Annotated in this window: 18 protein-coding genes; 10 read left to right on the top strand and 8 right to left on the bottom strand. The window is 62.3% G+C overall.

The features are described 5' to 3' along the window. Nucleotides 1-163 precede the first annotated feature (163 nt). Genes MOD31_RS03305 through MOD31_RS03295 form a run of 3 tightly spaced genes read left to right on the top strand, consistent with a single transcriptional unit; the run spans nt 164 to nt 2,877 of the window. A complete protein-coding gene (locus MOD31_RS03305) occupies nt 164-1,291 on the top strand; it encodes a cupin domain-containing protein (protein ID WP_250819841.1) in 1,128 nt (375 codons plus the stop codon). Continuing rightward, on the top strand, nt 1,292-2,128 hold the full coding sequence (locus MOD31_RS03300; protein ID WP_250819840.1) for a fumarylacetoacetate hydrolase family protein: 837 nt from the start codon (nt 1,292-1,294) through the stop codon (nt 2,126-2,128). Further along, complete coding sequence (locus tag MOD31_RS03295; protein ID WP_250819839.1) at nt 2,128-2,877, top strand: maleylpyruvate isomerase family mycothiol-dependent enzyme; 750 nt, start codon at nt 2,128-2,130, stop codon at nt 2,875-2,877. Before MOD31_RS03300 ends, MOD31_RS03295 begins: the two co-directional genes overlap by 1 nt. A gap of 154 nt (nt 2,878-3,031) precedes the next feature. Here the strand turns inward: MOD31_RS03295 and MOD31_RS03290 are convergent, their stop codons facing one another. Beyond that, nucleotides 3,032-5,797, bottom strand: coding sequence for a polysaccharide lyase family 8 super-sandwich domain-containing protein (locus tag MOD31_RS03290; protein ID WP_250819936.1), 2,766 nt, complete (start codon nt 5,795-5,797; stop codon nt 3,032-3,034). A gap of 21 nt (nt 5,798-5,818) precedes the next feature. Between MOD31_RS03290 and MOD31_RS03285 the strand changes: the two genes are divergently transcribed. Together MOD31_RS03285 and MOD31_RS03280 are read left to right on the top strand one after the other, a co-directional pair. After that, complete coding sequence (locus MOD31_RS03285) at nt 5,819-6,241, top strand: multicopper oxidase domain-containing protein (protein WP_238703438.1); 423 nt, start codon at nt 5,819-5,821, stop codon at nt 6,239-6,241. Nucleotides 6,242-6,380: 139 nt separating this feature from the next. After that, the gene (locus MOD31_RS03280) at nt 6,381-6,476 is read left to right on the top strand and encodes a multicopper oxidase domain-containing protein (RefSeq protein ID WP_250819935.1); all 96 of its coding nucleotides are present in this window, start codon (nt 6,381-6,383) and stop codon (nt 6,474-6,476) included. A gap of 40 nt (nt 6,477-6,516) precedes the next feature. On the opposite strand, the gene MOD31_RS03275 is transcribed toward MOD31_RS03280, so the two are convergent. Both MOD31_RS03275 and MOD31_RS03270 read right to left on the bottom strand, forming a co-directional pair. Further along, on the bottom strand, nt 6,517-8,922 hold the full coding sequence (locus MOD31_RS03275) for a phosphoketolase (RefSeq protein WP_250819838.1): 2,406 nt from the start codon (nt 8,920-8,922) through the stop codon (nt 6,517-6,519). A gap of 7 nt (nt 8,923-8,929) precedes the next feature. Then, nucleotides 8,930-10,084 (bottom strand): acetate/propionate family kinase, encoded by a 1,155-nt coding sequence (locus MOD31_RS03270; protein ID WP_250819837.1) that lies wholly within the window; start codon nt 10,082-10,084, stop codon nt 8,930-8,932. Nucleotides 10,085-10,254: 170 nt separating this feature from the next. Here MOD31_RS03270 and MOD31_RS03265 point away from each other — a divergent pair, with 170 nt between their 5' ends. The 3 genes from MOD31_RS03265 to MOD31_RS03255 all read left to right on the top strand — a co-directional run bounded on the left by MOD31_RS03265 (nt 10,255) and on the right by MOD31_RS03255 (nt 14,392). Next, nucleotides 10,255-11,049, top strand: a complete 795-nt coding sequence (locus tag MOD31_RS03265; protein WP_250819934.1) for a universal stress protein — start codon at nt 10,255-10,257, stop codon at nt 11,047-11,049. Nucleotides 11,050-11,265: 216 nt separating this feature from the next. Then, complete coding sequence (locus tag MOD31_RS03260) at nt 11,266-13,866, top strand: cation-transporting P-type ATPase (RefSeq protein ID WP_250819836.1); 2,601 nt, start codon at nt 11,266-11,268, stop codon at nt 13,864-13,866. A gap of 67 nt (nt 13,867-13,933) precedes the next feature. Continuing rightward, complete coding sequence (locus MOD31_RS03255; RefSeq protein WP_250819835.1) at nt 13,934-14,392, top strand: universal stress protein; 459 nt, start codon at nt 13,934-13,936, stop codon at nt 14,390-14,392. Here the strand turns inward: MOD31_RS03255 and pta are convergent. Next, complete coding sequence (pta, locus tag MOD31_RS03250; protein WP_250819834.1) at nt 14,389-16,446, bottom strand: phosphate acetyltransferase; 2,058 nt, start codon at nt 16,444-16,446, stop codon at nt 14,389-14,391. The two genes, MOD31_RS03255 and pta, sit on opposite strands and share 4 nt — an antisense overlap. Nucleotides 16,447-16,671: 225 nt before the next feature. Here pta and MOD31_RS03245 point away from each other — a divergent pair, with 225 nt between their 5' ends. Continuing rightward, a complete protein-coding gene (locus MOD31_RS03245) occupies nt 16,672-17,094 on the top strand; it encodes a pyridoxamine 5'-phosphate oxidase family protein (protein ID WP_142939383.1) in 423 nt (140 codons plus the stop codon). Here the strand turns inward: MOD31_RS03245 and MOD31_RS03240 are convergent. The 3 genes from MOD31_RS03240 to MOD31_RS03230 form a co-directional block, all read right to left on the bottom strand. Further along, nucleotides 17,033-18,967, bottom strand: coding sequence for a heavy metal translocating P-type ATPase (locus MOD31_RS03240; protein ID WP_223942493.1), 1,935 nt, complete (start codon nt 18,965-18,967; stop codon nt 17,033-17,035). The genes MOD31_RS03245 and MOD31_RS03240 overlap by 62 nt on opposite strands. A 9-nt stretch (nt 18,968-18,976) precedes the next feature. Then, nucleotides 18,977-20,044 (bottom strand): zinc-dependent alcohol dehydrogenase family protein, encoded by a 1,068-nt coding sequence (locus MOD31_RS03235; protein ID WP_223942492.1) that lies wholly within the window; start codon nt 20,042-20,044, stop codon nt 18,977-18,979. Between the two features lie 142 nt (nt 20,045-20,186). After that, the gene (locus tag MOD31_RS03230) at nt 20,187-20,657 is read right to left on the bottom strand and encodes a pyridoxamine 5'-phosphate oxidase family protein (protein ID WP_250819833.1); all 471 of its coding nucleotides are present in this window, start codon (nt 20,655-20,657) and stop codon (nt 20,187-20,189) included. Nucleotides 20,658-20,805: 148 nt separating this feature from the next. On the opposite strand from MOD31_RS03230, the gene MOD31_RS03225 reads away from it, so the two are divergent. Beyond that, nucleotides 20,806-22,521 carry a GAF domain-containing sensor histidine kinase gene (locus MOD31_RS03225; protein WP_250819832.1) on the top strand — a complete coding sequence of 572 codons (1,716 nt, stop codon included), beginning with the start codon at nt 20,806-20,808 and terminating at the stop codon, nt 22,519-22,521. A 3-nt stretch (nt 22,522-22,524) separates the two neighbouring features. Here MOD31_RS03225 and MOD31_RS03220 read toward each other — a convergent pair whose 3' ends face one another. After that, entirely contained in the window at nt 22,525-23,220 is a 696-nt protein-coding gene (locus tag MOD31_RS03220) for a response regulator transcription factor (protein WP_142939388.1), read from the bottom strand. Nucleotides 23,221-23,472: the final 252 nt, after the last annotated feature.

Below are 23,472 nucleotides of genomic sequence, written 5' to 3'. Positions count from 1 at the left end.
TGCGAGGCCCGATCTGCGCCTAAAACGAGCTCCATTCCCCGCAGAGCGGGCCCCGCAACGCGCTTAGTTATTCTGCACAGCAGAAACTTCTCTGATTCCCGCCCGGGCCCTCCGTAGGGTCGAACTACGCCAACACCGTTCGGACCCTATCGAGGAGGCCCCCGTGTCCATCACCGCCGAGAACACGACTCATGAATCAGTGGCCGCCAGCCACGCCTTGCCTGAGCCCACACCGGAGGAAGCTGCCCAGTTGGAGCAGCTGTATAAGGACTTCGCTGCCGGGAACATGGTTCCGTTATGGACGGAGATCGGCGATCTGATGCCGATGGTTCCAACCCCGAAGGCCGTCCCGCATGTGTGGCGTTGGAATGACTTGTATCCGTTGGCTGCCCGTGCCGGTGACCTGGTTCCGGTAGGCCGGGGTGGAGAACGCCGCGCGATTGCCCTGGCGAACCCCGGCCTTGCCGGCACACCGTACGCGACTCCAACGTTGTGGGCCGCCATCCAGTACCTGGGCGCCCATGAGGTTGCTCCGGAGCACCGCCATTCGCAGAACGCGTTCCGTTTCGTCGTCGAGGGCGAGGGTGTGTGGACTGTGGTGAACGGGGATCCGGTGGCGATGCGTCGCGGTGATTTCCTGCTCACCCCGGGCTGGAACTTCCACGGCCACCACAATGACACCGATCAACCCATGGCATGGATCGACGGCCTGGACATCCCGTTCGTGCACTACGCCGATGCCGGGTTCTTTGAGTTCGGCACCGAACGTGTCACCGACGAAGCCACCCCGGACCTTTCCCGTTCCGAACGTCTCTGGGCCCACCCCGGCCTCCGGCCCCTGTCCGGGCTGGATGACACCACCAACTCCCCCATTGCCGCGTACCGCTGGGAACACACCGACGCCGCTCTGCGTGAGCAGCTGTTGCTGGAGGACGAGGGCCACCCTGCCACTGTGTCCCAGGGCCATGCCGCCATCCGGTACTCAAACCCAACCACCGGCGGGGACGTGATGCCCACCATCCGGGCCGAGTTCCACCGCCTCCGCGCCGGCGCCGCCACCGAGCCGCTCCGCGAGGTCGGATCCAGCGTCTGGCAGGTCTTTGAGGGCACCGGCACCGTCGTGTTGAACGGCGAGACCAAGCAGCTGGCCAAGGGCGACCTTTTCGTGGTCCCTTCCTGGCAGGAGTGGTCATTGGAGTCCGAAACAGAGTTTGATCTGTTCCGCTTCAGTGACGCCCCCATCTTTGAACGACTGAACTTCAACCGCAGCTACACCGAAGGACGCAAGTAAATGAGACTCCTCACCCTCCGCACCGAAAACGCCGCCGGCAAAGGCACCGTAGCCGTCCGCCAGGACGGCGACACCCTCACGGAGATCACCGGCTTCGCCGACGTCGGCGCGCTGCTGCAGGATCCCGCTTGGGAAACCACTGCTGCGGCGGCCAGCGGCGCAACGCACGCGCTCGACGGCGCCGACCTCGCCGCCGTCGTGCCCGCACCCGGGAAGATCATCTGCGTGGGTCACAACTACCGCAACCACATCAAGGAAATGGGCCGGGAAATCCCGGAGCACCCCACCCTGTTTGCGAAGTACACCGAATCGCTGATCGGCCCGAATGATGACCTCGCTTTGCCGCAGGAATCGGACACCGTGGACTGGGAAGCCGAACTCGCCGTGATCATTGGCAAGAAGGGCCGCCGCATCGCCGAGGCCGACGCCGCGGACCACATTGCCGGGTACGCGGTCCTGAACGACGTCTCCATGCGCGACTACCAGTTCCGCACCATCCAGTGGCTGCAGGGCAAAACGTGGGAGAACTCCACACCGTTCGGCCCGGCCCTGGTCACCAAGGACGAGTTCACCGCCGGCCCACTCATGACCTCGGCCGTGGACGGCGAGATCCAGCAGTCCACCCCCACCGGCGACCTCGTGTTCACCCCCGAATTCCTGGTCTCCTACATCTCCACCATCATCACCCTGAACCCGGGCGACGTGATCGCCACTGGCACCCCCGGCGGAGTGGGCCATGCCCAGGACCCCAAGCGGTACCTGCAGGAAGGCCAGCTCCTGGTCACCACCATCGAGGGCCTGGGCCAGCTAAACAACCGAGTGGTCAAGGAAGCCTGATGGTCGCCCGCCACGATCTCGCCACCGATCCGCGCTTGCAGGAAGATCTCCTGCAGGCGCGGCGGGGCACCGCCTTCTTCGCCCGCAAACTGAACGAACTCTCCGATGCAGAACTCGACGGCGGCACCCTCCTTCCGGACTGGACCCGCCGCCATGTGGTGGCGCACGTGGGATACAACGCCCGCGCGATCGCGCGCTTGGTGGAGTGGGCTGCCACAGGGGTGGAGACGCCCATGTACCCCTCCGCCGAGGCACGGAACCACGAGATCGATTTCGGCGCGACCCTATCCCCGATTGCACTGCGGAACCTGTTCGACCATTCCGCGGTGCACCTGTCCGTGGAATGGCGCGACCTGCCCGACTTGAACTGGGAAAACGAGGTCCGCACCGCCCAAGGCAGAACAGTCCCCGCCTCCGAAACCGTATGGATGCGCACCCGCGAAGTCTGGACCCACGCTGTGGACCTGGACAACGGAGCCACCTTCAACGACATCCCCGCCCCGGTCCTCGAACGTTTGCTCAAAGACATCACCGGCGCATGGAAAACCCGCGGTACCGACACCGGACTCCTCATCACAGTAGATGACACGGAGTTGACGTTCGGCGACACTGCCGCCGCAGACCCGACGCTCATCACCGGCACCCTGCCCGCCGTCGTCGAATGGGCCACCGGCCGCGGCTCCAACGGCGTCAATGCCGACGGGCCACTCACCCAAGGAACGACGCCAGCTGCCCCGAAGTGGATTTAGCCGCGGCCGATGCCATTAGTAGCCACAAACCCCCGATGCTACTCATAAATCAGGATGAGGTATGCCTATTGGACAGATAAGCAGTCAGGGCTTCACACCCGGCCGAACGTAGTCAACAGGGACCCTGACATCCCGCCCGGTCCCGGGAGCTAGGTCATTTGGTGATCAACTGGAGTTGAGGCGGCTGCAGCCCGAGTCTGGTATCGAGCACGGCCGCCAGTCCCACCGCCCCCAACGGCTCATAGACTGCGAGGGAAACGGCTCCCGATGCTGCTGCAACGGCGCTGGTCACATCGAGCGCAACCCAGTCCCTGGCGGTGCCCAGGAGACCGCTGCTGAGGGCGGCACCGAGTGCTGGCGCATTGTTCCAGGTGACCGTTGACTCGGACCACGGGGCCGCGCCCTGTGCGAATGCCTGGAGGGTGGTCTGAACTCCAGCCGAGTCCTGCACGTTGCCGTGTACCCAGAGCACAGCACGCTGTACGGTGCCTGTGATTCCGGTCAGGTCAAATTTGGTCAGGGATCGGCGGGTGTAACCGCTGGCAGTCGAGTTGGTGTTCTTCACAACCATTGTGCTGAGGCCGCCGTAGTTGGTGCCCGCGTACGACCCGTCGCGGATGTAGGCGGTAGCCGTGGGGGCCAGCTGAATGGCTGTTGTGGGAATGATCGTTGTCCCGGTACTGGAAAGGCTTATTGTGCGGCTAGCGCCAAGCGTTCCACCAACTTCTGCCAGCAATACGACTTTGCCCGTGGCGGTCAATGCGGTGATGCCTATTGGCGCGCCAGCAACCTTCGTGTAGGCGGTGCTTGCAATCGTGACCTGTACTGTTGTGGTGGTCCGGGTCGGATCGGAGATATGGACCACCATCGCTCCATTTTGCTCGCGGACCAGCACCGAACAGGGTTTGTCCACTGTGATCGGTCCGGCCGTGCCGGCGGCGAAGAAGTTTGCCATCGTCAGGCCAAGGAGCGGCACCTTGATCGCCTGCACTGTCGCCGTGTTGGACAGTACAGTTACGTTTGGCGTTGTTGCACGCGCCGCCGCCTGCGCCGCCGTTGCCCCTGGCATGAGTTGGTAGCAATAACTCGCTCCCGATGGGTTGGTGCCGTGCTCGAAGGACATTGTCACGTAATTGCGGGTGAGCGGCGTGGTGGCGCCGCCGGTGTTGATGTCGGACCATTTACCGCTGCGGGCAGTCCGCTTTGCTGTGACCGAACCGCCCTGTGGGAAAACCCAAGAACCCACGCCACTGGCCGTCATGTATTGCGGGTCAGTAAACGTGTCGACCCAGCCGAGGTTCGTCGGTTGTGTTGTGCCGTTGACCGAAAAGGTGAAGGTGTTCGTAGCACCCATATTTCTGTTATCGATCGTGGTGCGGACGCCTGCACCGTCGCTGGCCGTGATTCCAGCCCCTAGGCAGAAAATCGAATCGTCCAGGCAGAACCACGACTTTTTCCCGGCAAGAGTCGACTGAAGGCCGCGGACGTCCTGACCGAGGACGGCGAACGTCCCATCGGTTGTCCCACCTGCCCACGCCGCGTTCGGACGGTCCTTGCCCCACGCCTGACCGGCACCATCTGCTAGTGCCTTCGTGGAGACGGTCGTTCCGGGGAGGGAATATGGGTCGACGGTAGGCCAAAATTCATCGGAGAACTGCCCATTACTGTGATTATCGCCCCACCAATAGAGCATGCCGCTGTTGGTATGCCAGCCGCGTAGATTCTCGCCGTTGCCATATTCATAGAAACCGGTCCTTGTTGAGCACATGCTGATGGCTGCCGCCCACGTGGCGCGACGGTGCACGGCGCGGTCCATACCGAATAGTCGGTGTTCGACGGGTTCAGCCGAAGCCGTGATGCTTGAGTCGCTCAAGAGCGCCTGTGCACGTGCCAGCTCGGGAATTTCCAGGTTAGTGTCGTTCAGCAACGGCTCATAATATTCGCGCTCCAGCCACCCTTTGACCATGGCTTTCCACGCCGCCGCCTGCGCCGCGGGCACTGCTCCGGTGTGTGCCAGCCGCAGGATGTGGGAAACGAGGAGATGGCCTCGTGCGTGGTCGCTGGAGCGGCCCAAACCGTTGGCTCGAAGGCCCCTGCTGCTTCCACGTCCGCACACGCCGTCCATGACCAGACCGTTGAATATGAAGGGTGCGTACGCGTCAGTAACCGAGTCGTAGAAGTTTTGTGCCTGGGGGTCAGTGATCATCCATGGTGTACCCGCCAGCAGCGCTGTCAGCCTGCTGAGGTTGTTGAGCAGCACTTCACCGTAGGTTCCGGTGTACGGAATCCACGTGTGCTGCACGAAGCTTCCATCGGCGTAAAGTCCATCGCCGGCGAGCACGTACGGGAAGATTGGTGAAAGTCCGGCCTGCGCGACCGCGATAGGGGTGGGGTCCTTGGCAAGTACTCCTCGCAGCGCCAGTACCTTGCAGAGATCCGCACGATTCGCCCCGGTACTGTTTCCGGTGTAACTCGACACCACCGCTGCCGGGACGAAGTGATCAATTGCGGCGCAGTAGTTCGCGATCTGGGCCCCTGTCAGTTGTCCGTACATCAGCAGGACCGTGTCCAGCATGTTAGATGGTGCCCCGATTTGCCAATCCCACCAGTTGTTGAAGGTAGCGGTGGTCGGTGAGTACGCGTTTGTGTGCATCCAATCCAGCCCGGCTGCGATGCTTGCTGCCAATGAGGGGTCGCCAGTTATTCCACTGCCCTGTTGACCGTAGGCAAGCGCCATGGTTCGCAGCCGCTTATAGCAGGCCGTGACGTTGGCAGAGACCGAACCAACGGGCAGATCAGGCCACAGAGATAAGCAGGGCGGAAATACGGCGCATACTGGAAGTACTAGAAAGAAGCAGCCAGTGAAACCGTTGACGCGCCGGCTCCTGCTGGTGCTGAGTGCAGCAGGAGCGGGCGCCACAGCCGCGGTCAGTGCCGGGCTGTGCTTGAACAGTGGGCCCGGTGCCAACCCCTTCGTCAGCGTAGCCCGGGCGAAACATTCGACTACGAGTGCACACTCCCTGCTGACCACCCACCGGGCACATACTGGTACCACCCCCGTCACCACGGCCATGCTGCCGACCAAGTGGCCGGTTGTCTCTGCGGCGCGATAGTGGTGGAGGACACCGAACCGATTCCAGTCACGAAGGAAAGGGTGATGGTGATCTCCGATTTGTCCCTCGACGCCGACGGCAACCTTGCCCGGCCGGACCGATCATCAATGCCTGCCCCTCCCGGTACCTGCGATTGTCCCTTGACGGACAGCAGGTCCGCCTGCTCAGCCGTGACATCGGCTATTTGCCGGAGCCTGAGGAAGTTACAGAGGTGGTTCTCGCACCGGGCAACCGGGTGGAACTGCTCGTGAAAACCCGGGAAGCGTATGCCACGCTCACGGCTGCCCCTGTGAACCGTGGCAGCATGAGTCCCATGATGGGGGACCCGGCCATCGGACGTGGCGGCCCGGCCGGTGAAGGCACACTGGACATTTGTTCTCTGGAATCCGGGTGGCATTCGATGACTTCCCCGGCCGCACCGTTTTCCATTGCCACATCCTCGATCACGAAGACCAAGGCATGCTGACCACTGTCCAAGCGATCTGAGCGGCAGGTCAGGCCGTTGAGGAATACGCCGTTTGGAAGCCTACTGCTGCGTCCACACCCAGTCCCTGATTTCGGGGAGGTCCTCAAAGTGCTCGCGGATATACCTGGCGTGGTCCTCCAACTGCGTCCGGCAATGCTGCAGCAGTTGGTCTGCCCCGGCAAACTGCCCATGTGCCCGGCGTAGTGCTTCCATCACCAAGTGGTACCGGCTGACCTTATTAAGGACCACCATGTCGAACGGAGTGGTGGTGGTGCCTTGCTCGTTGTAACCACGAACATGGAACCGCTCGGGGTGCGGGCGGCCGTGCAGGAGTTGATGCAGGGCCCTCGCGTAACCATGCCACGCCATCACAACGTCCACGTCGGCGGTGAAGAGTTCCTCGAACTTTTCCCCTGCCAGCCCATGCGGATGCGTGTCCGGAGGTGGCAGGACCATGGCATCCATGACGTTGACTACCCGGACGGACATGTCGGGGACATACTTCCTCAGCAACCATGACGCCGCCAATGTTTCCTGTGTGGGAACATCACCGGCACATGCGAGGACAATGTCCGGTCTCTGGGCGGCCGGAGTTCCAGAAGCTTCATTTCCAGCCCAATCCCAGGTGGATGCACCCACAGCTGCGTGCTTCCGTGCCTCCTCGAGGGTCAGGTACTGAAGATGTTGCTGTTTATCGATGACCACCAGATTCACGTAGTCCTTGCTCTTCAGCATGTGTTCCGCGGTGACCAGCAGTGTGTTCGCATCGGGAGGGAAATAGACACGGATGACTGTACTGGACAGGGACAGGACGGTGTCGATGAGGCCTGGGCCTTGATGACTGAAGCCGTTGTGATCGTTCCGCCAGCAGGTGGAGGTCAGCAGGATGTTCAGACTCGGAACGGGCTTCCGCCACTCCAGTTCCCGTGCATGTTGGAGCCATTTGGCGTGCTGGATGGTCATGGAAGCACTTACCATCGCAAACGCCTCGTAGCTGGCAAACAGTCCGTGGCGTCCGGTCAGCACATATCCTTCCAGCCACCCTTGGCAAAGGTGTTCGGAGAGGACTTCCATCACGCGTCCGCTGGCGGATACATGATCGTTTGCGAGCGCCGCAGCCGGTTCCAGGAGGCACCTGTCGGTGGCTTCGAATACTGCGCCGAGCCTGTTGCTGTTGGTTTCGTCGGGGCAGAAGAGGCGGAACCTTGGGTCCTCGGCCGTACCGGTGTAGATATCCCGGAGCATTTCCCCCAACGGTCTGGTGCTCTCACGCATCACGGCACCGCGGGGAACGGCCTCTATGGCGTACTGATCGAGCCCTGGAATCACCAGATCATGGCCTCCATCGCCACGGCTGGCCGGCAACGCACCCATGCGCAAATCGCCTTCAGGGGCGAGTTGCGCGAGTTCGGGAATCAGCCGGCCGTCGGCGTCGAACAGTTCTTCCGGCCGGTACGAACGCATCCACGCCTCAAGTTGCTTGAGGTGATCGGGGTTTTTGCTGACGCCCGCCAGGGGGACTTGGTGGGAGCGGTGTGTTCCTTCTACGGGCTTTCCGTCCACTGTCACCGGCCCTGTCCACCCTTTGGGGGTGCGTAGGATGATGGCCGGCCATCGTGCGGGACCGGCGACTCCTTCTGTGCGGGCGCGGGACTGGATTGTCCGGATCGATGCGTAGGCTGCGTCCAACGCTGAGGCGAGGTCGGGGTGGACGCGGTCTGGGTCGTCGCCGGAGACGATGACGGGATCCCAGCCGTGGGCCTCCAGCAGTGATGCTACCTCCAGGTTCGTATGAAGGCCCAGCACGGTGGGGCCGGAGATCTTGTACCCGTTGAGGTGGAGTATTGGAAGCACAGCACCATCCCTGCATGGGTTGATGAACGAGGGCGCCTTCCACGAGCCCTCCAGAGGACCGGTTTCGGCCTCCCCGTCACCCACTACGCAGGCAATGATCAGGTCCGGATTGTCCATGGCCGCTCCGGTGGCATGCATCAGGGAGTAGCCCAACTCGCCGCCTTCATGAATGGAACCGGGGGTGGCGGGTCCGACGTGGCTGGCGATGCCTCCCGGGGTCGAGAACTGCCGGACCAGCCTCCGCAACCCTTCGACGTCTTTGCCAACGGCGGGATAAACCTCCGAGTAGCTGCCCTCCAGATAGGTATTGGCGACGACGGCGGGTCCCCCGTGGCCGGGACCGGCCACGAACAGAACTTCCGCATTTGTGCGACGGATAAGGCGGTTGAGGTGCGCGTAGATCAGAGACAATCCGGGACTTGTTCCCCAGTGACCCAGAAGTCTGGGTTTGATGTGCTTCACTTGCAGCGGTTCCCGGAGCAGGGGGTTTTCCTGCAGGTAGATCTGGGCAACGGTCAGATAGTTGGCCGCAGACCAATACCGGTGCAGGAGGTCAAAGTTCTCTTCCTTCGACTCAGCATGGGTAGCGGTGGCGTTCTCTTCCAGGCTCATGGTGCAATCAACTTTCCTTCGGGGGCATGGCGAGCAAAGCCGCCGTCGATTCTGCTATGGCGCGTTCTTCATCGCTGGGCACTACCAGCACAGGAAATGCGGAGTCCGTGGCGCTGATTTTGCGGATGCCGTCCTTACTGGCCGAATTCGTTTCCTCATCAAGCCAAAGCCCCAGTGGTCCCAACCATGCCACCACCTTGTCCCTGAAGAGTGCAGAGTTCTCACCCACGCCTCCGGTGAACACCAGAGCGTTGGGCCGGCCAACCACCATGGAATAGGAGGCAATGTATTTGGCCAGACGGTAGGCAGCCATATCCAAGGCGAGAATCGCACCAGGTTCTCCCTGAAGAGCAGCAAGGCCAATTTCACGCATGTCAGCGGTTCCCGCCACCGCAAGTAAGCCCGAGCGGTGGTTCAGAATATGGTCAACTTCTTCGGCAGTTGCACCGCCGCGCTGGATCAACAAGACAATTGAGGGATCCAGGTCTCCCGAGCGCGTACCCATGACCAGGCCCTCCAGTGGGGTCATTCCCATGGAGGTGTCCACGCTGAGCCCCTGTCTTAGGGCGGTGACGGATGCGCCATTGCCAACATGCGCCACGATCCCATTCAAAGACGCAATCGGAATCCCGAGAAACTCTGCAGTGTCGCGGCAGGCCATCTCCACCGAGATCCCGTGGAACCCGTAGCGCCTCACAGGATGCGCCAAGTAGGCGTCCTCCGGTATGGCGTAGCGCGCAGCGAAGTCCGGAATGGAGCGATGGAAAGCCGTGTCGAAGACGGCCACCTGTGGGAGGTCGGGCCAACGCTTACCGGCGGCGTCCATGCAGGCAATACTGGCCGGGTTGTGCAGTGGCGCCAAGGGACTGAGGTCTTCAATGGCGGTTATTACGTCCGCTGTGACACGTACCGGGCTGCTGAACCGTGGGCCGCCGTGGACTACGCGGTGAGCAATCGCCTCCGGCCCTGCGGATCCGAGGCTCTTTACGGTGGCATCGAGTTCTTCAAAGGCAGAGTGCAGGCCGTCCTGAGTAGAACGCTCATCAGGTGGCCAGTCCACCTGTCCGGACGCCAGGATGTCCGTTCCAGGGTGGGAAGCTGAGGTGTCCCGCACATGGTATTTCAGCGATGAGGAGCCGGGGTTCAGCACAAGGACGCGCATATTCTCCTTTCACGTCCGCCGGGAAGGGGAAGGTGGATGCCTCTCCTCTGGACCCTAGTGCACTGAGCTATTAAGCGGGAGGGCCTTCCGGCCCTTGCGACGACGGACCGGCCGGCAGATAGTGGAGAGCACCACCGTTGGCCATCCGAAGGGAACATCGGTTCGTGAAGATGCAGATTCTGGTTGCCCTCGACGGCTCACGGGCGAGGTCTCCTGTGGCCGACTGGGCTGCGGCCCGCGCGGAGTCCCTTGACCTTGGCCTGGCCTTGGTCCATGTAATCCCCGATCGGTGGGCTTACCCCCGGGAGAGCGACCGTCAACTGGCGCTACGCCGCGCTGAGGATCTGCTCACCGAGGAAGCGGAACGGCTGGCGGCAGCCTTTCCCCTTCTGGCCATCACGACTCACCGGTTGTCAGGCGAACCTGCCACAACGATCGCTTCCATGTCATCGGCCTACTCGATGGTGGTGGTGGGCACAGACCGCGGACCCGGTACGGAGGGGCAGGGATACGGTTCGGTCAGTTTCCAAGTTGCTGTTACCAGCAAGTGCGACGTCGCCGTTGTTCCCGACCTTGCCCGTCAAGAGCGTTCCGGCGTAGTGGTTGGCGTCGACGGCTCCCCTGAGTCGGTGGATGCCCTGGATCAGGGGGCCAAGGAGGCCCAACGTGTGGATGCTGAATTGACCATTGTCCACGCATCGGGTCCCGGGGTTGACCCTGCCGATGGCAGGAACGTTCTTGACGCGGCTGTCCGGCGGGTCAAGCACGAGTTCCCGTCCGTCGTGGTGAAGGAAGTCCTGGATACCAGCCGTGGCCCCGGAGAAGCGCTGATAGCTGCTGCAGCAAAAGCACAGCTGCTCGTCATGGGTTGCAAAGGGCGAGGCGGTTTGAGCGTACTGGTGGGCTCCGTTGCCCAGCATGTGCTCCTGCAGGTGCAGTGTCCCACTATCCTGACCCGAAGCTAGCCTGAGATGCCGGTGGGCTACCTCTGAGGGACAACTCCAGGCGGCTCTCCCGTAACGGTTGAACCCATCGGCTTCCACGGCAATCACCCCCTCACCCGAAGAACGTCGAGCTTGATTCATGGTCCGGCCCCTCCCGACCATGCCTTTCGACCCTAGACGCGGGCAGTTCCCCGATGGAGTCTTTCATCGAACAGGCATTCCTGCATTGGAGAGAAGATGTCCCTTGGGAACACACCTTCGGCCTCACTGTCCGAGACCCCGAGCGCCGAGGGCCTGAGCTCGCAGGCGGCCGGCGATCTGTTGCGACGAACCGGACCAAACGTTCTACCCACCGCCGAAAAGGTCCCCCCATGGCGGAAGCTGCTCGGGGAACTGACCCACTTCTTCGCCCTGATGCTATGGGTTGCAGCTGGGCTCGCTTACGTGGCAGGCATGCCACAACTGGGCATCGCAATCATCATCGTGGTGATCGTCAACGGCGTTTTCGCCCACATCCAGCAGGAACGGGCCCAACACGCAGCCGAACGATTGCAAGGACTGCTCCCGGCCGACGTCACTGTCCGGCGGGATGGGCGGCTTCAGAGGGTGCATGCGAATGCCTTGGTACCGGGAGATGTGGTGGTTCTGGCCGCAGGCGACAGGTTGCCGGCAGACGTGCAGTTCATTTCGGCGTCAGCATGCAGCGTCGATGAATCGATGCTCACCGGTGAGAGCGAGTCCGTACCCAAATCCGCGACGGACACTGCATGGGGCGGCACGTTCCTGGTCAACGGCGAAGCGGAAGGGTTGGTCACGGCCACCGGAGCCAACACCAAGCTAGCCGCCATCGCAGCGCTGACCAGCGGCACCAAGTCTCCGCCCACTCCGCTGACCATGGAGCTGCGCAGAATAGTCCGCTTGGTTGCCATGGTGGCCCTCACCGTCGCCGGGCTGTTCTTCGTGGTCTCACTTCTGGTCGGAATTGTGTGGCGTGATTCCTTCCTGTTTGCCATTGGAGTTGCGGTTGCGCTGATCCCCGAGGGCTTGCTGCCAACGGTTACCCTGTCCTTGGCCATGGGCGCACAGCGTATGGCGTCGAGAAACGCACTCGTCCGCAATCTTGAAGCCGTGGAGACCCTTGGCTCCACCACCTTCATTTGCACCGACAAAACCGGAACGCTGACGCAAAACCGGATGAACGCCGTCGAGGTCTTCACGCTGGAAGGGCCGCTACATATCAGCGGTGACGGCTATACGCCTGAGGCCCGGGTTGATGGGCCAGGCCGTCCCTCTGCCCTCCGGGTGGCCAGTGCGGCCCGCGCCGCGTCGCAGGGCCGCGCCGTGCTCCACGGCGAGGAATGGGTGGCCAGCGGAGATCCAATGGAAGCGGCGATCGATGTTTTGGCCCGACGCCTTGTGGGGAATGCACCTGAGGAACTTCAGCCAGAGGTACGGTTCGCCTTCGACGCCGATCGTCGGAGGGAATCGGTCATTGTGGGCAACACACTATATGTGAAAGGAGCTCCGGAATCCGTCCTTCCCCTCTGCGGAGTCGAAGCCACTCAACTGTCCCGGGAAGTAGAAACCATGGCTGCCAAAGGCCTCCGCGTCGTTGCTGTCGCCACGAGGGAACTGCCTGGAGCAGCCGGCAGTTGGCGTGAGCGGGCCGCAGAAGAGGCTGAGCTGAACCTCGAAGGAATAGGCCTCATTGGCCTCCATGACCCACCCCGTCCGGACGTGGCAGATGTCATCAAAACCGCCCGGGGTGCAGGAATCCGTATTGCGATGATCACCGGCGACCACCCCTCCACCGCAGCGGCAATTGCACGGGAAATCGGCCTCCTGGGGCAACCGGACATGGTCTTTCAAGGCGCTGAACTCCCCCATGACGAACAAGTCCTCGGGGCACTGCTGGACCGTGATGGAGTGGTGGTGAGCCGGGTTTCTCCCGAACAGAAACTGAGGGTGGCCAAAGCCCTGCAGAGCCGCGGGCACGTTGTTGCCATGACCGGCGACGGCGTCAACGACGGTCCCGCTTTACGTCAAGCCGATATCGGCGTGGCCATGGGACTCAGTGGCACCGATGTGGCCCGCGAGGCAGCAGACCTAGTGCTCCTGGATGACCACTTCGCCACCATCGTTGCCGCCATAGAACAGGGCCGGGCCACCTACTCAAATATTCATCGGTTCCTCACTTACCACTTGACTGACAACGTCGCTGAACTCACGCCCTTCGTGATCTGGGCACTTTCCGGTGGTCAATTCCCCTTGGCCCTCGGCGTTCTCCAGATCCTGGCCTTGGACATCGGAACCGATCTGCTTCCCGCATTGGCCCTCGGGGCGGAACCACCAGGCAAGCGGGTGTTGAGCAGGCCTCCCGAAAAACGGCATCTCCTGGATCGGCAACTCATGCTCAGGGTGTTTGCTGTCATGGGTCCCACGGAGGCGTTGTTCGCCATGGGGGCTTTCTCCGTGGTTCTCTTTGGCAGCGGTTGGGGCCGTGGGGACCCGCTGGACCCCGTTGTGCTGATGGGCGCATCAGGGGCCGCGTTCGCAGCGGTGGTCCTTGGCCAGTTGGCAACTGCCTTCGCTTGCCGCAGTGCTACCGTTCCCGCGTGGAGGCAGGGATGGTTTACCAATACGTTGCTGCTGTGGGCTGTAGGGGTGGAACTGGCGGCGTTAGCACTGTTCCTCTATGTACCACCCGTAGCCGGCATCCTGGGCCAGGCTCCTCCTCCCCTCCCTGGCTTCGCCGTTGCCCTCCTCGCGATTCCAGGCGTTCTGGGGGCGGATTGGCTCTACAAACGGCTGCGTCACGGAGGGACCCACACCCATTAGGGCAGTCTGCCGGATCCGTGCCCTTCGACCCTAGTGGCGCGGACCGGTGGAAGAGCAGGCTGGTCCCATGAATACACACTCGCGCTCAGATCGGATCGTTGTCGGCGTCGATGGATCCGAATATTCCTCCAATACCCTGCAGATGGCCGGCCGCATGGCAGCTGCGTTGGGAGGCCCCTTGGAGGTAACCACCTGTATTGGTATGTCCGACTACTACTTAGCCTCGCGTTTTGAGCCCGAGTTGACACGCTTCACCACGGAATTGGAAGACACCGCCGAGCGGCTGGTCGAGGAGGCCTTGGAGCGAGCCTTCGGCGCAGACCGCCCCAAGGATCTAACGGTGACGGTCAAATTCGGTGAACCAGCCAAAGTCCTTGTCGAAGAAAGCCATGGGGCACAACTGCTCGTGGTGGGGAGGCGGGGCTCCGGTGGCTTCTTCAATCAGCCAATGGGATCCGTCAGCAGGGCTTGCTCGGCCCATGCGCAGTGCCCCGTCCTGGTGGTCACTCAGGATAAAAAGGGCTAGCTGGGCGACTGCGCCTGGACAGCGGTAATGGCGACAGTGTTGATGATGTCCTCGATCGTCGATCCCCTGGACAGGTCATTGATGGGTTTGCGGAGCCCCTGAAGGATGGGCCCGACGGCGACAGCACCGGAAGACTGCTCCACGGCCTTATAGGTGTTGTTGCCTGTGTTCAGGTCAGGGAAGACGAAGACTGTGGCCCTGCCCGCCACAGCAGATGACGGCAACTTTGAACTCGCGATAGCTGCATCCACCGCGGCGTCGTACTGTATGGGGCCGTCCACCGCGAGGTCCGGCCGGGCAGCGGCGACCATATCCGTAGCTCGCTTGACCTTGTCCACGGCCGTTCCGCCGCCGGATACGCCTGTGGAGTATGACAACATTGCAACCCTCGGTTCAACGCCGAACTGCGCCGCCGTCGTAGCCGATGCGAGCGCGATGTCCGCCAGTTGCCGGTCCGTTGGATCCGGCACTACGGCGCAATCTCCGTACACGAGTACGCGGTCCGGAAACAGCATGAAGAACACCGAGGACACCAGTCCGTTGCCATGCTGGCTTTTCATGAACTCCAGCGCCGGGCGAATCGTGTTGGCCGTGGTGTGCGCCGCTCCGGAGACCATCCCGTCGGCCTCCCCCAGGTGGACCATCATGGTGCCAAAGTAGGCGCCATCGAGCATGACTTCCCTGGCACGTTCCAGGATCACGCCTTTGTGGGCGCGCAAGCGCTGATATTCCAGGGCGAATCGCTCTCGTAATGGCGAATGGGCGGGGTCCACGATGGTGATGCCACCCAACTCGATGCCCTCGGCTTCGGCAAGCTCGCGGACCGCAGACGGATTCCCTAGAAGCGTCACGTGGCACACATCCCGGCGACGCAGAATCTCCGCCGCACGCAAGACCCGGCTATCTTTGCCCTCAGCCAGAACGATGCGTTTCTTCTGCTGGCGGGCGCGTTCTATGAGGTCATTGAGGAATCGCAACGGCGTCATGGTCGCCGGACGCGGCAGCGCCAGACGTTCCAGCAACTCCTTTTCGTCGATGGAGCGAGCCCAGATGCCCAATGCTGCTGCCACCCTGCGGCTTTCTCCGGTGTGGATCTCGCTGCGGACGTGCGAAACACGTTGAGCCGTAGTGGAGGCATCCGCGGATTCTGCGAATACAGGAAATGGCGCATGTGCCATCAATGGCAGCACGTAGCTGGCAGGGACCAGGCCATCAGTCAGGATGACTCCGGACGGCGTGGGCAGCTCCGGTGACAACGCCGAGGCCATGCAAGCCATGACGATGTCAGTGCGATCCCCGGGAACAATCACCAGGTTCCCGGGCTCAAGTATCCGCAGGAAGTTCTCCGCGTTCATAGCGGCCACTTGCACGCCGCCCACGTCCCGGTCCAGCTCTGATCTGCCCGAGAACCATTCAAGAGACAATGTCATCGCCACATCGGCCACGGTGGGCGCCGATATCTCAGGAACCTCGGGAATCACGTAGCTTGGAAGGCCTCCCGTGGCCGCCCTAACAGCTCCCCGAACTGTGTCGATGTCTGCTGGCCGGACGCGGTTGACCACAACGGATAACACCGGGCATCTGGCTGCCTCCAGCTGCTGTGACGCGTCGGCCACCGCCTGGGTGGTCTCCTCCGGGCCCAATCCCTGGGCCCCGATGACCGCAAGGACCGGCAGTCCCAGATTGTTGGCCAGTTGGGCGTTCAGGTCGAACTCCCTCCCGGCGTCCGGGCCTGAGAGGTCCGAACCGTCCACAACAACAACGTCACATTCTTCGGCGATGCGTCCGTACTCCTCCAGTGCCTGGGAAGAAACCTCGTCCTCGCGGCCTGCCGCCAGCGCTGCCCGGGCATCAGCCAACGTCATTCCTGCCCTGCAGCGGACTGACTCCACCTTGTATCGCCTGCGAAGCATCCGAAGCAGTGGGTCGTCGGCCGGATCTGTTCCGTTCACAATTGGCCGGTAGATTCCCATTCGGCCCGTTCGGGTGCAGCGCGTCAGCCAGCCCCAAGACCACCAGTGACTTCCCGGCTTCGGGTGCGCCGGACACAACATATACGCCGTGGACCATGGTGTTTCCCTCCGGGCCGATCATCCGATGCTTCACAGTTGCACCCCGCAGGGCCTCACCGCCAGAGTCGAAGGTCATGATGGCTGCTCCCGCCCCCGGGACCTTGGACTCTACTGGGGACGGGAAGCCAGCCATAGGCTCGGGAGCATCGAATCACCGGCGACGTGGCGATCCGCCAGCAGCCATCACCCACCCAGGAGACCGAGATCATGGAAACCGATGAACGCCCCGGAACGGTCCTATCCGAAGCCGACTCATGGAAGGTCCTGGAACGTAACCAGCATGGTCGCTTGGCTGTCAGCGTCCTGGGTGAACCGGACATCTACCCACTGAACTTCATCGCCCACAACCAGCGGCTGCTGCTGCGGACAAACCCCGGAACTAAGCTCGCCGAGCTGACAGTGAATGAGAAGGTCGCCTTCGAAGTGGAGGAGATCGCCGACGCCGAAGCATGGAGTGTTGTCCTTAAGGGCACTGCCAGGGTGATCGAGTCGCAGTCGGAGATCGACGAAGCGGACAAGCTGCCCCTGAAGCCGTGGATTCCGACGCGTAAATACACCTACGTGGAGATCACTCCCACCCGGGTCCATGGCCGCCACTTTGAACTCGGTGATGAGCCGGAGCGGTATTGACCCCACGGGCATCCGCTGACGGCACCGACGCAACAGACCGTCCAGGGCCCAGGGCCCTGAGGGCATTGAGAATGGTGGCAAGATCCACCAGCTCCTGCAGCAGCGCCCCGGCGACGGCTGGAATCATGCCCAGCGAGGCCATCACCATCAGGCCGAGGCTCAGCAGTATCCCGGTCCAAATGCTGGTCCGGGCGATTCGAAGGGTACGCTGCCCGATGCCAACCGCCAGCGCGGCCTTGGACAGGTCATCGACCATAATCACCACGTCCGCCGACTCGCTGGCCGCAGTGGCGCCTTTGGCACCCATGGCGATGCCGACGTCGGCCGCTGCCAGTACCGGAGCGTCGTTGACGCCGTCGCCCACCATCATCACGGGCCTGTGCGGAAGCGCGGCTACGGCGGCAACTTTGTCAGCAGGCAGGCATTCGGCCAGGACGTTGCTGATGCCCGCATCCCTGGCGATGTGTTCGGCTGTGGTTGCAGCGTCTCCGGTGAGGAGCATCGTTTCCCCGACCCCGAGACTCCGAAGTTCCGTCAGGGTGTCCTTTGCGTTTGGGCGCAATGGATCGCTCATGATCAGAGTGCCGGCAAACCGACCATCCACGCCGACGTAAATCCCCAGATGGCCTGCGGGCAGTGTGGTCATATCGAAGCCGCTCACCAAGGAACCGACGTAAGCGGGTTTACCTACCACGACGTGGTGGCTTCCGCAGTCGGCCGTGACACCGTTGGTTGCCTGTTCGCTCGCGCCCGTTGCCGGTACCAGCGCCAGGCCGCGCGCTCGGGCTTCTGCCATGACTGACGCCGCCAGGACGTGGGTGGAATACTGCTCGGCGGAGGCGGCCAATTGCAGGAGGGCGTCTTCGGACAGATCTGAGGCGGGGGCCACCCGGATTTCAGCCAAAGAAGGGTTGCCTTGAGTGAGGGTCCCCGTCTTGTCGAAGACGGCGGTCTTGACTCTACTGAGTTGCTCGAGCGTGCCGGCGTTTTTGATGATGATGCCGGCATGTGCGGCCCTGCTGGTCCCCGCGAGGAACGCGACAGGTGCAGCTATCAGCAAAGGGCACGGGGTGGCTACCACCAGCACCTCAGCGAACCGACCCGGGTCCTGGCTGAAGAACCACGCAGCGCCGGCCAGCACCAAGGCGACCAGCGTGAACGGCACCGCATATTTGTCGGCAAGCCGTACCGTCGGAGCGCGGCTTGCCGCGGCTTCCTGAACCAAGGCAACTATTTGGCTGTACTGCGAATCCGCTGCGGTGGCTGTGGCCTCCATACGCACGGCATCGGCCCCGTTGACAGTGCCGCTGAGCAGCAGGTCGCCCCTGGTTCGCTCAGCAGGTAGGCTTTCGCCTGTCAGCGCTGACTCATCAAATATTCCGACGTCGGAGAGCAAGGTACCGTCCACCGGAACCAACTCTGCGGGCCTGACCAGCAGTACGTCTCCGGGGACCACGGCATCCACCAAGATTTCCTCCACGGGCATTCCGGGACGTTCGCGGTGCGCGTTCCGCGGGGACCGGTCCAGGAGCGCACGGAGCTCTCTGGTGGCGCGGCCTTGGGCAAATTGTTCCAGCGCTTCGCCGCCTGTCAGCATCAGAACCACGATCAGGGATGCCAGGTATTCGCCCACCGCAACTGTTGAGCAAATGGCCATCACGGCCAGGAGGTCTATGCCCCAGCGTCCGCGCAGGAGCCCTTTGATCATGGTGCCGGCCCGGTAGAGGGCAACGCTGAGGGCAAAGATGCTTGCGAGCCCCTGGGCCGCAGGTACTTGTCCGCTGACGGCGAGGATCAGGACGGCGACGAGCACCACCAAGGTTCCTGTCACTAACGGAAAGCGCAGGGCCGAGTTCAGCAGCCGCTGTCTCATGTTCGCGGATCAGTCATGAGGTTTTCGGCTCAGAACCACTTTCAGGGCCCCTGTTTCCGCGGCACGCGAGAACGTGTCATAGGCATCCATGATCTGTTCCAGGCCGAAGTGGTGGGTGGCAAACCTATCAGCGGGGAGCTTATGCTGGGCCACCAGGCGAAGCAGCATCGGGGTGGTGTTGGTGTTGACCAATCCCATGCTGATGTTGATGTTTTGGATCCACAGGTCCTGGAGCGGAAGTTGGACGGGTTTTCCGTGGACCCCAATGTTGGCCACGTGCCCGCCGGGGCGGACCAGGCGCAAGGCCATGTCGAAGGTCTCCGGTATTCCCACGGCTTCCATGGACACGTCCACACCAGCCCCGTCGGTGAGGGCGAGAACGTCCGCAATCCACTCGGGCTTGGTGGGGTTGACCGTGTGCGTGGCTCCGAAGTCACGGGACTTGGCCAGCCGGCTCTCGTCGGGATCTATGGCCACTACCGTGGCTGCACCGTGGAGCCCGGCCGTGGCCATGGCCGCAAGGCCGATGGGTCCAGCCCCTACAATGGCCACGACGTCTCCCGGGGCCACGTGTCCGGCTTGGACTCCGATTTCGAAGGCCGTGGGAAGTATGTCGGAAAGCATCACGGCTTCGTCGTCGGTGACGCCGTGGGGCAGTTTGTGCAGGGAATTTTCTGCATAGGGAACACGGACGAACTCGGCCTGCGTCCCGTCGATGAGGTGGCCGAAGATCCAGCCGGTTCCGGCTTGTCCTTCGTCCCCGAGGCAGTGGGAGAACAGGCCCTTCCTGCAATTTCCGCAGTGTCCGCAGGACTTGATGCAGGAGATGATCACCCTGTCTCCTGGGCGGAGCGCACTGATTGAACTCCCCACATCGGTGACAGTCCCCACCCCTTCGTGCCCCAGGATGCGTCCCGGCTGGACCGCAGGGACGTCCCCTTTGAGGATGTGCAGATCGGTACCGCAAATGGTAGTGGTGTCTATACGCACGATTGCGTCTGTGGGATGCAGGATGACAGGATCCGGCACGTCCGCCCAGGACTTTTCTCCGGGGCCACCGTAAACGAGTGCCTTCATGGTGTTGTTCCGTCCTTGTGATGTCCGTCCACCAGGATGGCCGGACGGGCACAGTTGCTCTGCTCCAGCACGTTCCGGCATTCGTCCGGGGCGTGACGTGCGGCGGCGGCGCTTGGCTGTGTTTTCAGTCCAAACCCGGTTTTCATTCCAAACCCGCCCTGGTGGCGTCGTCGAGCGGACTCCACCACGTCAGCGGCGGGGTCACCTTGAAGCGGCGTCCGGTCAACGAGGTGGGAACGATTCGGACAAAATGGTCTTTTCGCCCGGCCTGCCATGGGAAAAGCAACAGACCGACAGTGTCCAGCACTTCCTGGGTCAGCTTGATGCTCTCTGCTTTTCCCTTGACCACGACGCTCCAGGCGACGCCCGTGTTCGGGTCGACTCCGTCCGCTTCCAGTGCTACAGGCGTGGCGCTGAGGGCGGCGTGGAGCTTACTCCCCTCGCCAGTGCGGAAGACCAGCGTGCCGTGGTCTGCTTTGTAGTTGATGGGAAAGATGTCGGGGTGGTCGTGCGCCCAAACTGCGAGGCGGCCCACTGAGACGCTGCGCAGCAGCTCCCAACACTGCCTGTTGTCCAGGATCTCAGCTTCCGGAACCGTGGGTTTGTTCGTCATGGTTAGACCGTAGGTCTGGTGACGCCGGGACAACAGGGCACAAAGGCCCACATGCGCCGTAGCCGCTTCAGAGGCGCCAGAGTAGTCTGGCATCAAAGGAGCCCTGCGGCCCCGAGGCAGGATCTCGTACGTTCGTCGAAAGGTACTGGTGAACCCATCCGAAACTCCTGAGCCCCGCAAGCCGAAGCTTGAATCGCGGATTCCGATTGAAGACCTTTTGAAGGACTTCGTTGGGCGCGCCGGGGAGCTTCTACAGGCACAGGAAAGAACGCGGGGTCTGCTCGAAGCAGTTGTGGCCGTCGCGGAGGACTTAAGCCTCGAGGCCGTGCTCGACCGTGTGGTGACCTCCGCCTGCCACTTGCTTCACGCCCGCTATGGGGCCTTGGGCGTCATTGGTGAGGACAACGCGCTCAGCCATTTCATCACCGTCGGGATAGACAGCGAGCAGGCCACCCGGATCGGCCCCCTCCCCACCGGACACGGTGTGCTCGGCCTACTCATCACCGAGCCTGTGCCGCTTCGCCTCCACGATCTGTGCCAACACCCGAAGGCCTACGGATTTCCCCAACACCACCCGCCCATGAAGTCATTCCTCGGAGTTCCTGTACGGGTGAGAGACGTGGTGTTCGGCAACCTCTATCTGACGGAGAAGGACGGTGGCGGGGACTTCACGCCGGAGGACGAGGACCTTGCCGTGGCGTTGGCAGCGGCGGCCGGTGTGGCAATCGAGAACGCCCGGCTGTATGAAGACGCCCGACGGCGGACGTCCTGGCTCGAAGCATGCATGGACGTCACAGGGAGAATGCTCGGTGGTGACCAGGTGGACCGGGCCGAGAATTCAGCGCTGAACTTGATCGCTGCCAGGGCTTTGCGGGAATCGGCATCCCATCTGGCCTTGATACTGGTCCCGTCCTCTCCGGGAGGCGCGTATGAAGTCGCGGGCACGGCAGGGGAACGCGGAGATGATTTCGCTGGCAAATCACTGCCAATGAATGCCGCCGGAGTCCATGAAGTGGGACGAGAAGGGAAGCCGCTCTGCCTCGATGACTCCACGGAACTCCTTGGTATTGCCGGGCATGCAGGGCCAGCCAAGCTCCTCATCATCGACCTCACCGCCCAAGGAGCCCATCATGGGCTTTTGATCCTGGCACGTGATCCTGGTACAGGAAATTTTTCCAAGACGGATGTGGAGATGGGTGCGGTCTTCGGTTCGCATGTGGCACTCGCGCTGGCACTCGAACGGATTCACAGGCTCCGGGAACAAGTAGTGGTGTTCTCGGACCGCGACAGGATCGCCCGGGACCTCCATGACTTGGTGATCCAAAGGCTTTTCGCCGCGGGGTTGAGTATTCAGAGCCTTCGGCGTTTTACCACTGGCGAGTCTGCTCTGAACAGGATCGACTCCGTCACCGAAGAGCTGGACACCAGCATCCGCGATCTCCGCAACACCATTTATTCGCTTCAGGCCAGTACCCACGAGCGCGAGCCGTTGAGCGGCCGCATCCTTCAGTCGATTCAAGCCGGCGCCAAATCCTTGCCCTACGCGCCGCATCTGACCTTGGCCGGCCCCGTTGACTCCCTCACCGACGAAACCACCATAAAACACCTGCTGGCCGTTCTCACAGAGAGCCTCAGCAATGCGGCGCGTCATTCAGGAGCCACGTCCGTCAATATTTCCGTGGCGGTCCACGAAGGCCGGCTGACACTTGAAGTGGCGGACGATGGATGCGGTTTTAAGGATCCGGCGCCGGGGAACGGCCTAACGAACCAGGCGCGCAGGGCGGCGGAAATGAATGGCACTTATAGCGTCACCAGCGCACCAGGCAAGGGGACGTCGCTAACATGGTCGGTCCCGCTGTCCTGATCCTCAGTGCCGGTTCCCGGCATCCTCTTCGGAAGAATGAGCCATGAAAACCGCCGCCTGGGTTCGGCGTTCGAACCCGAGTTTGGCCAAGAGGGATGAGACGTAGTTCTTGACCGTCTTCTCTGCCAGGAGCATTTCCTCTCCGATCTGGCGGTTGGTCATACCTTGCCCAACGAACTCGAGGACCCGGCGCTCCTGTGGTGTGAGGGACGAGACTCGGGGATCCTGTTTCTTCGGCTCCGTGAGGCCCTGAATGATCCTCGTCTTGACGGCCTCATCGAACAGCGACTCGCCCCTGGCAGCCTTGCGCAGGGCGCCAAGCAAATCCATTCCGCCGATTTCTTTCAGGACGTACCCGGCGGCACCGGCAAGGACGGCGCCGCGGAGGGCTTGTTCGTCGTCGTAGCTGGTGAGTATGAGACAGTTCAGCGAAGGGTCAACTGAACGCACGTCACGGCATACCTCAATTCCCGTCCCGTCGGGCAACCGTGCGTCCAGCACAGCGACGTCCGGGTGCAACGCAGGAATCCGGCGCGTCGCTTCCTCGGCGGACCCGGACATGCCGACCACCACGAAGCCTTCACCTTCCAAGAGTTCTTGGAGCCCCCGACGAACCAATTCGTGGTCGTCGAGTATGAACACGCGGATTGGTTCTCCTGGGGAATCGGTCCTGTGGCCGGATGTTTCTCGGCGATCCATGACTCTCCTGTCCGACGGTCGGTGACCGCATACTCCGGGCCTGTGCGGGCGGCTCTGCCAAATTCTTGCTGACGGGCGCCTTGGCCACAAGGGTCCAAGGACCCTTCATCAGCACGTGACTTTTGGCCCTGTCCAGAACGGTCCAATGTGCCGACGCTGGAAGAACAAGCCCGCAGAAGCACTCGGCTAAAAGTGCAACGTCGGACATCAAGAAGGAGCCAGCCGTGCCCTGCCTTAAGGATGAAGCATCGT

Origin of the sequence: Paenarthrobacter sp. TYUT067 (genome assembly GCF_023656375.1) — a bacterium.
In the GTDB taxonomy this organism is placed as follows: Bacteria; Actinomycetota; Actinomycetes; order Actinomycetales; family Micrococcaceae; genus Arthrobacter.
The sequence above is the reverse complement of the archived record's forward strand: the minus strand, read 5'-3'. Positions and strand labels throughout refer to the sequence as shown.